Consider the following 13,103-nt stretch of genomic DNA (forward strand, 5'->3'; position numbering starts at 1 on the left):
GTGGTCGCTAATGTGCGGCACAAACTCCCCTTATTATCGGTTTTGGAATGAGCATCGATCAAGAACAGGTTGTAAATGAGCTGTATACGATACGTGATTTTGTCCGCTGGAGTCTGAGTCAGTTCAGTCGCGAGCAGGTATTTTTCGGTCACGGAACTGATAATGCCTGGGATGAGGCCGTGCAGCTGGTATTGGGTGCTGTGGATCTGCCCTGGGATAGCAACCCGGCCATCATGGATGCGCGCCTGACCTTTGGCGAGCGCAAGCGCGTGGTGGAGTTTCTGCGGCTGCGGGTCGAAGAGCGCAAGCCCCTGCCATACGTTATCGGTGAGGCCTGGTACCTGGGTATGCCCTTTTATGTCAATGAACAGGTGTTGATTCCGCGTTCGCCCATTGCAGAATTGGTGCAGGCGCGCTTTTTGCCCTGGCTGCGTCCGGGCCCGGTTGGGCGGATTCTCGACCTGTGTGCCGGCAGTGGCTGCATTGGTATCGGGTGTGCGGATGTCTTCGAAGAAGCTGAAGTTGATCTGGTGGATGTCTCTGTCGGGGCGCTGGAAGTGGCTGCGCGTAACGTGAATCGTTATGACCTTCAGGAGCGGGTTCATGTCATTCAGAGCGACCTGTTCAGTGCGCTGCAGGGCCGTTGCTATGATTTGATCGTCAGTAATCCGCCGTATGTGGATGCGGCTGACTATGCGTCCATGCCGGCCGAATTCCGGCATGAGCCTGAACTGGCGCTGACATCGGGTGAAGACGGTCTGGATCTTACCCGCAATATATTGCGTCAGGCCTGTGATTTCCTGCACGAAGATGGCCTGCTGGTGGTTGAGGTCGGTAACAGCGAGGTGCACCTGATGGAGCAGTTCCCGCAGGTGCCCTTTATTTGGGTTGAGCTGGAGCATGGGAACGGTGTCTTTGCGATCACTGCCAGGGACCTGCGTGAGTACCGCGACCTGTTCTGAGTTCACAGGCTGCTGGGGTTCGGGGTGCGTTTAATTTTTCACCAGATGTTGCTGCGATTACCGCTCGAGTATCGGTAATCCATGCAGCAGCAGGGTGCTGTGACAGGAATACATCATGTCTGGAAATAGTTTCGGTAAGCTGTTTACGGTGTCCACCTTCGGCGAGAGCCATGGTCCGGCGCTGGGGTGTGTGGTGGACGGCTGCCCGCCGGGAATCGAGTTGTGTGAAGCGGATTTGCAAGGGGACCTGGATCGGCGCAAGCCGGGCACGTCACGCCACACGACCCAGCGGCGCGAGCCCGATCAGGTGCGGATTCTGTCCGGTGTGTTCGAGGGGCGTACGACCGGTACGCCGATTGGACTGCTGATCGAAAACACGGATCAGCGCTCCAAGGACTACTCCAATATCGCCGATACCTTTCGTCCGGCCCATGCCGATTATGTTTACAGTCACAAGTATGGTTTTCGCGACTACCGTGGCGGCGGTCGGTCCTCTGCGCGGGAAACAGCCATGCGCGTGGCGGCCGGTGGCATAGCGCGCAAGTTTCTTGCCAGCAAGGGTATTGAGGTCTGCGGCTACCTGAGCCAGCTGGGTCCGATCCGTATCGATGAACAGCGCTTTGACTGGGCCGAGGTTGCCCGCAACCCGTTCTTCAGCCCGGATGCAGAAGCCGCCGCGCGCATGGAAGTCTATATGGATGAACTGCGCAAGGAAGGTAATTCCATCGGCGCCCGCATTTCCGTAGTCGCACGCAATGTACCGGTGGGGCTTGGCGAACCGATCTTTGATCGCCTGGACGCGGACCTGGCCCATGCGCTCATGAGCATCAATGCGGTCAAGGGCGTCGAGATCGGTGATGGCTTTGCCGTAATCGAGCAGAAAGGTACCGAGCATCGGGATGAAATGACCCCCGAGGGTTTTCTGTCCAACCATGCCGGCGGGGTGCTGGGCGGGATCTCTACCGGGCAGGACATTATTGCCCATATCGCGCTCAAGCCCACCTCCAGCCTGCGCCTGCCAGGGCGCAGCATCAATGCCCAGGGCGAGTCAATTGAGGTCGTTACCAAGGGGCGGCACGATCCCTGTGTCGGTATTCGGGCGACACCCATCGCAGAGGCCATGATGGCCATCGTGCTGATGGATCATTACCTGCGCAACCGGGGCCAGAATGCCGATGTCACGACGACCGTGCCGGTTTTGAGGTAAAGTGCACCGCGCCAGCATCTGCCTGGCACGGTGTAAGAGTAAGCGGCCGCCGCTGGCGGTCACAGCAATCGTATTTAAGGGTTTTACAACGAGATGACTTCGAACTACTCCGAAAAACTGTATGACGGTTATGGCCAGAGCTTTGAGATCGATGAAGTGCTGTTTGAGCAGCAGACCGACTCCTGGCACCTGATCATTTTCCGTAACAAGAAATTCGGGACCGTGATGGCGCTGGACGGCATCATTCAGACCACCGAGAAGGACGAGTTCGTCTATCACGAGATGCTGACCCATGTGCCGCTGTTTGCCCATGGCGCTGCCAAGCGTGTGCTGATTATCGGTGGCGGCGATGGCGGTATTCTGCGTGAAGTGCTGAAACACCCGGAGGTTGAGCATGTGACGCAGGTTGAGATCGACCAGGCCGTGATCGACATGTGCAAGACTTATCTGCCGAACCATTCCCAGGGGGCCTTTGACGATCCGCGTGCCAATATCGTCATCGCCGACGGTATCGAGTATGTGCAGCAGACCGATGAGAAGTTCGATGTCATCATTTCCGACTGCACCGACCCGGTTGGGCCTGGTGAAGTACTGTTTTCCAGTGCTTTCTACGAAGGTTGCAAGCGCTGCCTGAACGACGGCGGCGTTTTCGTGGCGCAGAACGGTGTGGCCTTTATGCAGGTGGATGAAGTGCTGACGACCCGTCGTCGCCTGAGCCCCTATTTCAAGGATCAGACCTTTTACTGTGCGGCCGTGCCCACCTACATCGGTGGCAACATGACGCTGGCCTGGGGATCGGATGACGCCGCCCTGGCGGCGCAGCCGCTAGCGCTGATCGAGCAGCGTTTTGCGGCATCCGGTATCAAGACGCGTTATTACAATCCGGCCATGCATTGCGGCAGCTTTGCGCTGCCACAGTTTGTGGTCGATGCCCTCAAGGACGCCTGATCACACTGGTGGCTGTGAGTCCCGCCCAGTAGCGGGCTCGCAGCTGCGTGCTTGTCTGGTTTTTCTCGTGGGTTGTTGTGCTCTCTTCCTGCAGGTCCGGCGCTGATGTCCGAGCCCATTCCTTACCGGCCCCTGTCCGGATTCTATTTTTTCTATTTTGCGCTCCTGGGCACCATCGTGCCCTATTGGCCGCTGTACCTTAAAAGCCTCGAGTTTGATGCCCGTACCATCGGAATGCTGATGGCGATTGTGCAGGCTTCACGCATTATTGCGCCCAATATCTGGGGGTGGGCGGCGGATCGCACCGGGCGGCGTATCGAGATTGTGCGCTTTGGCAGTGGCATGACCGCGCTGGTATTCCTGGCGATCTTCTGGCAGGACAGCGCTGCAGGTATTGCATGGGTGATGCTGGCATTTTCATTTTTCTGGAATGCTGTGCTGCCGCAGTTCGAGGTGATTGCCCTGCGCCATCTTGGCGCGCAGCGTGCCCGCTACAGTTTGCTGCGGCTATGGGGGTCGGTCGGCTTTGTGCTGACGGTGGTCGTGCTGGGCTGGCTGCTCGATATTATCGGCGTACGCTGGGTGCCCTGGATCATGGCGGGCCTGATGGTGCTCATCTGGTGCACCAGTCTGCTGGTGGGCAGTCCCGCGTCCAGCCCGCGGGCGTCAAGCAGCGCTGACAGCTTTCTGCGCACCCTGCGCCGTCCCCAGATTATGGCATTTTACGCAATCGTGTTTCTTGTGCAGTTTGGTCACGGACCGTATTACGCCTTTTACAGTTTGCTGCTGGAGAGTCTGGATTACAGCCGTGGTCAGATAGGGCTGCTGTGGGCGCTGGGCGTGATTGCCGAGATTCTGGTGTTTGCCTGCATGCACCGTTTGATCGGTCGTTTTGGCATTCGTTACCTGATGCTGGTCAGTCTCTGGCTCTGTGTGCTGCGCTGGCTATTGATTGCCTGGGTGCCTGGACACCTGCCGCTCATGTTGCTGGCCCAGGTGCTGCACGCGGCGACCTTTGGTTGCCTCCATGCGCTGGGCATTGGTTTGGTGCAGCAATACTTCTCCGAACGCTTCCAGGGGCAGGGGCAGGCGCTATTGTCGAGCTTGGGGTTCGGTGCGGGCGGCGCCTGCGGTGCGCTGACAGCCGGTTTACTGTGGGATGCACAGGGATCTGCAATGGCTTTCACGGCCGCAGCTGCAGCAAGTGCGGTGGCGATCATGCTGGCATTAATCTGGATTCGGCCGGAAAAACTGCAGCAAAATGAGCGTTAGATTTGTATTGCAGTGCAGTTATACTATAAATTCAGCTTGGTCAATCGATGTCGGGGGCGGTATGAATTTCAAGATTGATGTAGACATGACACCCGATGAGATGCGTCGGATACTGGGCCTGCCGGATATCGCAGGCTTTCAGGAGGAGATGCTCGACGAGATTCGGCAACGTATGGCGGCGGGAGCGGATGGCTATGATCCGCTGACACTGTTTAAGCCCTATATGACCGGGGGTCTGGGGTCGATGGAAGCGCTGCAGCAAATGATGCTGAAGATGATGACTAATTATAAGGGTACGTCAAAGGAAGCTGGAAAAGCTTCTGATTGATGTGAGGTCCGATCGCGAATGAGTGTAAGCAATGAGAGAGTAGGTGCCTTGCGAATATTAAGAAAGTACACCAACCGTCGACTATACGATACATCCAAGAGTTGTTACGTCACGCTGGAAGACGTCAAGCTGCTGGTGCTCAGCGGTGAGGCTTTCCAGGTGCAGGACTCGAAAACCGGCAACGATCTTACGCGTAATATCCTGCTGCAGATTATTTCTGAGCAGGAAGCTGAAGGTCACGGTACCCTGCTGACCAATCAGGTTTTGCAGCAGCTGATTCGCTTCTATGGCGACAGCATGCAGGGCATGATGAGTCAGTATATCGAGCAGAGTGTCGGGGCCTTTCTCGAGCATCAGGACCGCATTCGCGAGCAAATGCAAAACATGATGGGCGTCGCTAATCCGCTGACCGTGATGAATCGACTGGCGGATCAGAATATGGCGATGTGGAATATGTTCAAGCCGGGCGCTCGAACGGCTGATGATGAGGAGGTTGCAGCCGAACCCGAAAAGGCAAAATCCGAGACGGTCAGCAAGTCGAACAAATAGTTTGCGCATCCCTTGCTGAGCACATTGCCGACTACGCAGTCGGGTAAAGAATCGCCGCTTCAATGCGGCGGTTTTGTATGTGACTTCGGCGTCTGATTCTCTCAGCCGACATTTTTCAGTGCCGGGCTCAGGCTGCTGGTTTTGGCTGTCAGCGCTCAGTCATCACGTCGCAGCAGCCACTGTGCGATATGGGGTGCAAGCAGGTTCTGGGCGCGGGTGCCGACGAATATTCCGATGTGGCCCGCGTCAACCGGCAGGGCTTCATAATCCTTACTGGATACGTAGTCTGCGAGCGCGACCGACGCTGAAGGCGGTACCAGATGATCCAGTTCGCCATAGATGTTGAGTAGCGGCTGGTGGATGTTTTCCAGCTTGACGGCCTTGTCGCCAATCATGATACGCCCCTGTATCAGCTTGTTCTGCTGAAAGAATTCCTTAATGAACTCTCGAAAGGCTTCGCCGGCCTGATCCGGGCTGTCATCGATCCATTTTTCCATGCGCAGAAAGTTGAGCGCCTTGTCCCGGTCCTGCAGTTGATCGGGCATGCGCAGCTGCTTTTGTATGCCCAGGCGCATGGGCATCAGTGCCTTGTACGCATCGTTGAGCATGCTGCCGGGAATGTTTCCATAGGTCTGTACGGCAAGGTCGGCATCGACATTCTGTGCCAGGTGACTTAACAGGTTATCCGGTGTCTTAAAGTCAACGGGTGTCACCAGGGTGATCAGATTTTTGATTTTATCCGGGTAGATTGCGCTGTAACACAGGCTGAAGGTGCCGCCCTGGCAGATGCCCAGCAGATTGATGCTGCCGTGTCCGCTGTGCTGTCGTACCTGGTCGACACAGTTATCAAGATAGTCATTAATGTAGTCGTCCAGATCGAGGTGGCTATCGTTCGCATCCGGGTAGCCCCAGTCCAGCAGGTACAGATCGATACCCAGTGCCAGCAGCTTCCTTACCAATGAGCGGCGGGTATCCAGATCAACCACGTAGGGCCTGTTCACCAGTGCATAACAGATCAGCAGTGGCGTGCGGCATTTTTTCGGGTGCTCACTGATATAGTGGCGCAGCTGGAGTTTGTCCTGACGGTAAATGACCTCGGACGCAGAGGAGCCTACTTCAACCGTACGGATAGCGGACAGGGTGTCGCAGCTGTCGATAAGCTTGCGGTGATAGGCCTGCACTTCCTCGGTGACCTTGCTGGCATCCAGCTTGATTCCGTTCATTTTCTCCGCTTCCTGGCAGTCGGCTCTGCGCCGGGGGGCTGCCTGATTTCGTTGCGCAGGGCTTCGAACTCGGCGCGCAATGCGTTCATGGCTGCAGTGTGGTCAGGCGTGGCTGCACGTTCCTGCTGGAGTTTGCGTACCTGCTTGCGCAGCAGGTGCGCATCCCGACGCAATTGCTGCAGTTCGTGCTGGGTCGCAAGACCCGCCGCATTGAGCTGGGTGTCGCGTACGCGCTGGGCGAAAAGCTGCAGGCGCATGTGGGCATTGGAGATGTGTCCATGAGCGGCTTGAAAGGCTTCGCTGAAGGCCTGCTGTCGATAAGCCAGCTCATAGTGGTCAACCCACAGATCGTGCAATGCACCCAGGGACGTGGCGGGTGTGTCCGTGTGCTGGAGCGCGTCAAGCAGCGAGGTGGCTGCGTGCTGGCTTACTTCCCTTATCTGGCCCAGGTATTGTTGCAGCGCCTGCTGGTAGTCTGCCAGCAGGTGCATGGCATCCATGGCCTGTGTTCTGGCGTTATCTGTGCTCATGCCCGGGCCGCCAAACAGACGGCAGAGCGTTTCCAGCGCGGCGCCGTCGCGTAGCTGTGCCTCGTCCAGGCCCGATGCCTGCAGCAGGGCCGAGAGCGCTTCCGGCAGTTTCCAGCGCTCGGTCGCATCGCTGCCGGCCTGTTGTTGCAGTGCTTGCAGCCAGAGCTCCAGGACTCGCGTCAGGTTGGCGCTGGATGAGGCGGGCTGCAGGGCCTTGAAAAAGGGCTCGGCATATTGATTCAGCACGAGAATCTGGCCCGCAAGCTGAGCGAGGATGCGTTGGGTCGGCTCTGTATCGGACTGGGAGTCGGGGCCGGCCTGGGCGCCGCTGGTTGCGCCAAAAAGATCACCCCAGACGCTTTGCGCTGATGGTTCGGTGGCGGACAGCTGCGCCCAGTAGGCTTGCTGCTGCTTGAGCCATGCTTCCATCAAAGTACGAAAATCGTCGGTCAAAAGGTGTCTCCGGGTGCCTTGCGGATGTCCATTTTAATACAGCCCCATGGCTGTTATGAAGCGGTGATGCGGCCAGCATACCGCAGTGGCGTTCAGTTGGCCCCCCCGGGCGCGGATTCGCCCAGTTCGCGCAGCAGTTCGACAAACTGGCGGGCTGCATTGGAAAGCGTACGGTCGCGGTGGTAGATGTAGCCCAGCTGCCGCACGATGGGGGCGGAGCCCAGTTCGAGCACCTTGAGGTCGTTATCTATCAGCGACTCGGGCAAAAGACTCCAGCCCAGGCCGATGCTGACCATCATGCGAATGGTGTCCAGGTAGTTGGTGGACATGCCCACATGCAATGCCAGGCCCAGTTGCTCGAATTGTTCCGTGACCAGCTGTCGGGTAAAGGTGCTGCTGCCAGGCAGTATGGCGCTGTAGTGTGTCAGTTCCTGTAGCGACAGTTGTGTTTTGCCTGCCAGCGGGTGTTCCCTGGCGACGACGTAATGCAGCGGATCCTGCCATATGGTCTGGGAGCGTATGCTGGTATGGGGACTGGGCGCGAGGGTGATGAGTGCAAGTTCCAGGTCCCCCTTTAGAATGTCCTCAAAGGCGCGTTCGGATTCATCGAATTTGAGCTCCAGCGTCACGGCGGGGTAGCGCTGGCGGTAGGCCTTGAGAATCGGTGGCAGGCGGTGCAGGCTGATGTGATGGCTGGCCGCCAGGCTCAGTGGCCCCCGTACTTCCCCCGATAAATTGCCGATCATGCGTCGGGCGTCATCCAGCTCCAGCAATATGCGGTTGGCGCGTGGCAGCAATGCGCGCCCGGTCTCGGTCAGGCTGATATGGCGGCCGATGCGGTCGAACAGGCGGGTGTCGAGCTGGTCTTCCAGCAGGGAGATGCGCTTGCTGACAGCTGACTGGGTCAGAAATAATTGAGCCGCGGCCTGGGAAAAGGAGCCTGTTTGTGCAACACAGACAAAGGCCTGCAGTGTGTTTGTATCCATGGGGCATGCCTGACGTGATCGATGGAATAGTGTATGTATTCCTGTTTGGAATTCAAAGTATAAAAATAATGAATTTGTTTTGTGTGAGGGGCTGGCATAGGATGCGTACATATTGCTGCGGGCTGAGCCTGCAAAGAGTTGTCAGCCGATTTGAGAGGAGCGAACGATGGCCGGTAAAACGCTGTACGACAAACTGTGGCAAGACCACCTGGTGCGCCAGAACGACGATGGCAGTGCGCTGATTTATATCGACAGGCACCTGCTGCACGAAGTGACGTCACCGCAGGCATTCGAAGGTCTGCGTTTAGCCAATCGCAAGCCCTGGCGTATCGATGCAAACCTGGCAACGCCGGATCACAATGTGCCGACAACCGACCGCTCGAGCGGTGTGCAGGGGATCGTTGACCCCGTTTCGCGCATTCAGGTACAGACGCTGGACGACAACTGTGCGTCCTTTGGTATTACCGAATTCAAGATGAACGACCTGCGCCAGGGCATCGTGCACGTGATTGGCCCGGAGCAGGGCGCGACGCTGCCGGGCATGACGGTGGTCTGCGGTGATTCGCACACCTCGACCCACGGCGCCTTCGCGACCCTGGCACACGGTATCGGTACCTCTGAAGTTGAGCACGTACTGGCGACCCAGTGCCTGATTACTAAAAAAATGAACAACATGCTGGTACGCATCGACGGCGAGCTGGGGACCGGCGTGACCGCCAAGGATGTGATCCTGCATGTTATCGGTGTGATTGGCACCGCTGGCGGCACCGGCTATGCGATCGAATTTGGCGGCACGGCCATGCGCAGCATCTCGATGGAAGGGCGCATGACGATCTGCAACATGGCAATCGAGGCGGGCGCGCGCGTCGGCCTCGTGGCCTGCGACCAGGTTACCGTGGATTACGTCAAGGGGCGGCCCTATTCACCCAAGGGCGAGGACTGGGACCGGGCGGTGGAAGCCTGGAAAGACCTGGTGTCCGATGCCGATGCGCAGTTCGATGCCGTGGTTGAGATCAACGCGGCTGATATCGAACCTCAGGTCACCTGGGGCACGTCGCCGGAAATGGTCACCGGTATCAGTGGCAAGGTGCCGAATCCTGCTGCTGAAACCGATGCGGTCAAGCGTGAAGGTTACAGCCGCGCGCTGCAGTACATGGGTCTGCAGGCGGATCAGGACATTACTGCGATTCAGCTGGATCGGGTCTTTATCGGTTCTTGCACCAATTCCCGCATCGAAGACCTGCGCGAAGCCGCAGCCGTTGTGAAGGGGCACAAGGTCGCTTCCACGCTGAAACAGGCGCTGGTTGTACCGGGCTCTGGCCTGGTCAAGGCGCAGGCGGAGGCCGAAGGCCTGGACAAGATCTTTATAGAAGCCGGTGTTGAATGGCGTGAGCCGGGCTGCTCCATGTGTCTGGCGATGAACCCGGACAAACTGGGCGCGGGCGAACACTGTGCGTCGACGTCGAACCGTAATTTCGAAGGGCGGCAGGGTTTTGGTGGTCGTACGCACCTGGTGAGCCCCGCGATGGCGGCGGCAGCGGCCATTGCCGGCCATTTTGTCGACGTGCGCGAATTCGTCAAACACTAAACGCGAAGGAGACCCGCTATGAAGAAGTTTACCTTGCATAAGGGCACTGTCGCGCCGATGGACCGTGCCAATGTCGATACTGACCTGATCATCCCCAAGCAGTTTCTGAAATCGATCAAGCGCAGTGGCTTTGGCCAGAACCTGTTCGATGAGCTGCGTTACCTGGATGAAGGTCAGCCTGACCAGGATGCGAGTCAGCGTCCACTGAATCCGGATTTTGTGCTTAACCAGCCGCGTTATCAGGGCGCCAGTGTGTTGCTCGCGCGCAAGAATTTCGGCTGCGGTTCAAGCCGCGAGCACGCGCCCTGGGCGCTGGAAGACTTTGGCTTTCGGGCCATAATCGCGCCGAGCTTTGCCGATATCTTCTACAACAACTGCTTCAAGAACGGCCTGCTGCCCATCGTGCTGGATGAGGCGGTGGTGGATCAGCTGTTTGACGAACTCCAGGCGACTGAAGGCTATGCACTGACCATTGACCTGGAACAGCAGGTGGTCTGCAAGCCGGATGGCAGCAAGATCGAGTTCAGCATCGATGCATTTCGTAAGCACTGCCTGCTGAACGGGCTGGACGATATTGGTCTGACGCTGCAGCATGCCGATGATATTCATGCCTACGAGGCGCGCCGCCGCGTAGCCGCGCCCTGGCTGTTTGATACTACGAAATAGGAAGCGTTCATGAGCAAGAAAGTTCTGATTCTGCCCGGTGACGGCATTGGTCCCGAGATTGTGCGTGAAGCGCGCAAGGTGCTTGAGCACGTGAACAGCCAGTTCGAACTGGGTCTTGAGCTTGAAGAGCAGCTGGTGGGGGGCGCGGCGATTGATGCGACCGGCAAGCCGCTGCCCGAAGCCACCCTGGCCGCTGCCCGGGCTGCCGATGCGATTCTGCTCGGCGCCGTCGGCGGTCCCAAATGGGATGCCATCCCGGATTTCGCCATCCGTCCGGAAAAGGGGCTGCTGGGCATTCGTTCGGCACTGGGGCTGTTTGGTAACCTGCGTCCGGCCATTCTGTATCCGCAGCTGGCCCATGCATCCAGCCTCAAGCCTGAAGTGGTTGCCGGGCTTGATATTCTGATCGTGCGTGAGCTGACCGGCGGTATTTATTTTGGCCAGCCCCGCGGTGTGCGCGTCAAGGAAGGCGGCGTGCGCGAAGGTTTCAACACCTACGTCTACGACGAAAACGAAATTCGACGCATCGGCCGCGTGGCCTTTGAGGCGGCGCGGGCCCGCAACAAGCGCCTCTGCTCCGTCGACAAGGCTAACGTGCTGGAAGTGACCGTGCTGTGGCGCGAGATCATGACGGATCTGGCGGCCGAGTACCCGGATGTCGAGCTGTCGCACATGTACGTCGACAATGCCGCCATGCAACTGGTGCGCGCGCCCAAGCAGTTCGACGTCATGGTGACCGGCAACATGTTCGGCGACATTCTGTCGGATGCGGCGGCGATGCTGACCGGGTCCATCGGCATGCTGCCCTCGGCGTCACTGGATGAAAACGGCAAGGGCATGTACGAGCCCTGCCATGGTTCGGCGCCGGATATTGCGGGCCAGGGTATCGCCAACCCGTTGGCAACGATCCTCTCAGTCGCTATGATGTTGCGTTACTCTCTGGCGGCGCCGCACGCTGCGGATAAAATCGAGGCGGCGGTGAGTCAGGTGCTGGATCAGAATCTGCGTACCGCTGACATCATGTCGGCCGGCATGCAGGCGGCCAGTACGTCGGAGATGGGTGACGCTGTGTTGCGTGCGCTGAACGCCTGACAGGCGTCGCTTAATCAGGGCAGCAAGAAGCCAGCCTGATACAGGCTGGCTTTTGTCGTTTGTTATCTTTCCAATCAGTGGGGAAAAGAATGAAACGTGTAGGTTTTGTAGGTTGGCGCGGAATGGTTGGTTCCGTGCTGATGCAACGCATGAGGGACGAGCGGGATTTCGACCAGATCGATGAGCCTGTGTTCTTCACCACCTCCCAGGTCGGCGAAGCCGGTCCGGATATTGGCAAATCCATTCCGGCTCTGAAAGACGCTCAGGACATTAATGAGCTCAAGCAGATGGATGCGATTATTTCCTGCCAGGGTGGCGACTACACCAAGGACATTTTCCCCCAGCTGCGTGCTGCGGGCTGGAAGGGCTACTGGATCGATGCAGCCTCTTCGCTGCGTATGGACGCCGATAGCCTGATCGTGCTGGATCCGGTCAACCTGGATGTCATCAAAGATGGCCTGAGCCGCGGCGTAAAGAATTTTATAGGCGGTAACTGCACCGTATCGCTGATGCTGATGGGCCTGGGTGGCCTGTTCAAGGCGGGCCAGATCGAATGGCTGACGTCCATGACCTATCAGGCCGCATCCGGTGGTGGCGCACGTCACATGCGCGAGCTCATCAGCCAGATGGGCATCATTCACGGTTCCGTGGCGGACCAGCTGGATGCATCCAGTGCCATTCTGGATGTCGATCGCAAGGTGGCTGAAACGCTGCGTAGCGGCCAGATGCCAATCGATAATTTCGGCGTACCGCTGGCCGGTGGTCTGATCCCCTGGATCGACAGCCCGCTGGATAACGGCCAGACGCGCGAAGAATGGAAAGGCGTTGCCGAAACCAACAAGATTCTGGGGCTTTCGGCACAGCCGATTCCCATTGATGGCACCTGTGTACGTATCGGCGCAATGCGCTGCCACAGCCAGGCCTTTACCATCAAGCTGAAGCAAGACATTCCGCTGGATGAGATCGAAGGCATGATTGCCGATGCCAACGACTGGGTGAAGCTGGTGCCCAACGACCGTGAGCTGACCATGCGCGAGCTTACGCCTGCAAAGGTCACCGGCACGCTGTCGGTACCTGTGGGTCGCGTGCGCAAAATGAATCTGGGCGGCGAATACCTCAATGCCTTCAGTGTTGGCGACCAGTTGCTCTGGGGCGCGGCCGAACCGTTGCGCCGCATGCTGCGAATCCTGATGGCCAGCTAATTGCTGCCTTTGTGCAGTTATACAATTTGAACCCGGCGATGCGTATTGGTCGCCAGGTTTTCCGCCAGCCCGACACGTTCGGGCTGGCCTGCTTTTG

Annotated in this window: 13 protein-coding genes; 10 read left to right on the top strand and 3 right to left on the bottom strand. The window is 58.1% G+C overall.

Annotation, left to right across the window (positions count from 1 at the left end):
• The first annotated feature begins 47 nt into the window (after positions 1–47).
• The 6 genes from prmB (at position 48) to phaR (ending at position 5,266) form a co-directional block, all read left to right on the top strand.
• Positions 48–962: a 50S ribosomal protein L3 N(5)-glutamine methyltransferase gene (gene prmB, locus F451_RS0105635; RefSeq protein ID WP_020680379.1), complete on the top strand. Its 915-nt coding sequence runs from the start codon at positions 48–50 to the stop codon at positions 960–962.
• A gap of 115 nt (positions 963–1,077) precedes the next feature.
• A complete protein-coding gene (aroC, locus tag F451_RS0105640; protein WP_020680380.1) occupies positions 1,078–2,169 on the top strand; it encodes a chorismate synthase in 1,092 nt (363 codons plus the stop codon).
• 93 nt (positions 2,170–2,262) lie between these two features.
• On the top strand, positions 2,263–3,117 hold the full coding sequence (gene speE, locus F451_RS0105645; RefSeq protein WP_020680381.1) for a polyamine aminopropyltransferase: 855 nt from the start codon (positions 2,263–2,265) through the stop codon (positions 3,115–3,117).
• A 105-nt stretch (positions 3,118–3,222) separates the two neighbouring features.
• Positions 3,223–4,389 carry an MFS transporter gene (locus F451_RS0105650; RefSeq protein ID WP_020680382.1) on the top strand — a complete coding sequence of 389 codons (1,167 nt, stop codon included), beginning with the start codon at positions 3,223–3,225 and terminating at the stop codon, positions 4,387–4,389.
• Between the two features lie 61 nt (positions 4,390–4,450).
• Positions 4,451–4,717, top strand: coding sequence for a DUF6489 family protein (locus F451_RS0105655; RefSeq protein WP_026291537.1), 267 nt, complete (start codon positions 4,451–4,453; stop codon positions 4,715–4,717).
• 48 nt (positions 4,718–4,765) lie between these two features.
• A complete protein-coding gene (gene phaR, locus F451_RS24915) occupies positions 4,766–5,266 on the top strand; it encodes a polyhydroxyalkanoate synthesis repressor PhaR (protein WP_051103907.1) in 501 nt (166 codons plus the stop codon).
• A 155-nt stretch (positions 5,267–5,421) separates the two neighbouring features.
• Here phaR and phaC read toward each other — a convergent pair whose 3' ends face one another.
• From phaC to F451_RS0105675, 3 genes are all read right to left on the bottom strand, one after another.
• The gene (gene phaC, locus F451_RS0105665) at positions 5,422–6,489 is read right to left on the bottom strand and encodes a class III poly(R)-hydroxyalkanoic acid synthase subunit PhaC (RefSeq protein ID WP_020680385.1); all 1,068 of its coding nucleotides are present in this window, start codon (positions 6,487–6,489) and stop codon (positions 5,422–5,424) included.
• Positions 6,486–7,472, bottom strand: a complete 987-nt coding sequence (locus F451_RS0105670; protein WP_020680386.1) for a poly(R)-hydroxyalkanoic acid synthase subunit PhaE — start codon at positions 7,470–7,472, stop codon at positions 6,486–6,488. Before F451_RS0105670 ends, phaC begins: the two co-directional genes overlap by 4 nt.
• 92 nt (positions 7,473–7,564) lie before the next feature.
• A complete protein-coding gene (locus tag F451_RS0105675; RefSeq protein WP_020680387.1) occupies positions 7,565–8,458 on the bottom strand; it encodes a LysR family transcriptional regulator in 894 nt (297 codons plus the stop codon).
• Positions 8,459–8,624: 166 nt separating this feature from the next.
• Here F451_RS0105675 and leuC point away from each other — a divergent pair, with 166 nt between their 5' ends.
• The 4 genes from leuC to asd all read left to right on the top strand — a co-directional run bounded on the left by leuC (position 8,625) and on the right by asd (position 13,006).
• Positions 8,625–10,046: a 3-isopropylmalate dehydratase large subunit gene (gene leuC / locus F451_RS0105680; RefSeq protein ID WP_020680388.1), complete on the top strand. Its 1,422-nt coding sequence runs from the start codon at positions 8,625–8,627 to the stop codon at positions 10,044–10,046.
• An 18-nt stretch (positions 10,047–10,064) separates the two neighbouring features.
• Positions 10,065–10,712 carry a 3-isopropylmalate dehydratase small subunit gene (gene leuD, locus F451_RS0105685; protein WP_020680389.1) on the top strand — a complete coding sequence of 216 codons (648 nt, stop codon included), beginning with the start codon at positions 10,065–10,067 and terminating at the stop codon, positions 10,710–10,712.
• Between the two features lie 9 nt (positions 10,713–10,721).
• Entirely contained in the window at positions 10,722–11,804 is a 1,083-nt protein-coding gene (gene leuB / locus F451_RS0105690) for a 3-isopropylmalate dehydrogenase (RefSeq protein ID WP_020680390.1), read from the top strand.
• Positions 11,805–11,893: 89 nt separating this feature from the next.
• Positions 11,894–13,006, top strand: a complete 1,113-nt coding sequence (asd, locus tag F451_RS0105695; protein ID WP_026291538.1) for an aspartate-semialdehyde dehydrogenase — start codon at positions 11,894–11,896, stop codon at positions 13,004–13,006.
• The last annotated feature ends 97 nt before the right edge of the window (positions 13,007–13,103 follow it).

Source organism: Marinobacterium rhizophilum DSM 18822, from assembly GCF_000378045.1.
GTDB lineage: Bacteria > Pseudomonadota > Gammaproteobacteria > Pseudomonadales > Balneatricaceae > Marinobacterium_A > Marinobacterium_A rhizophilum.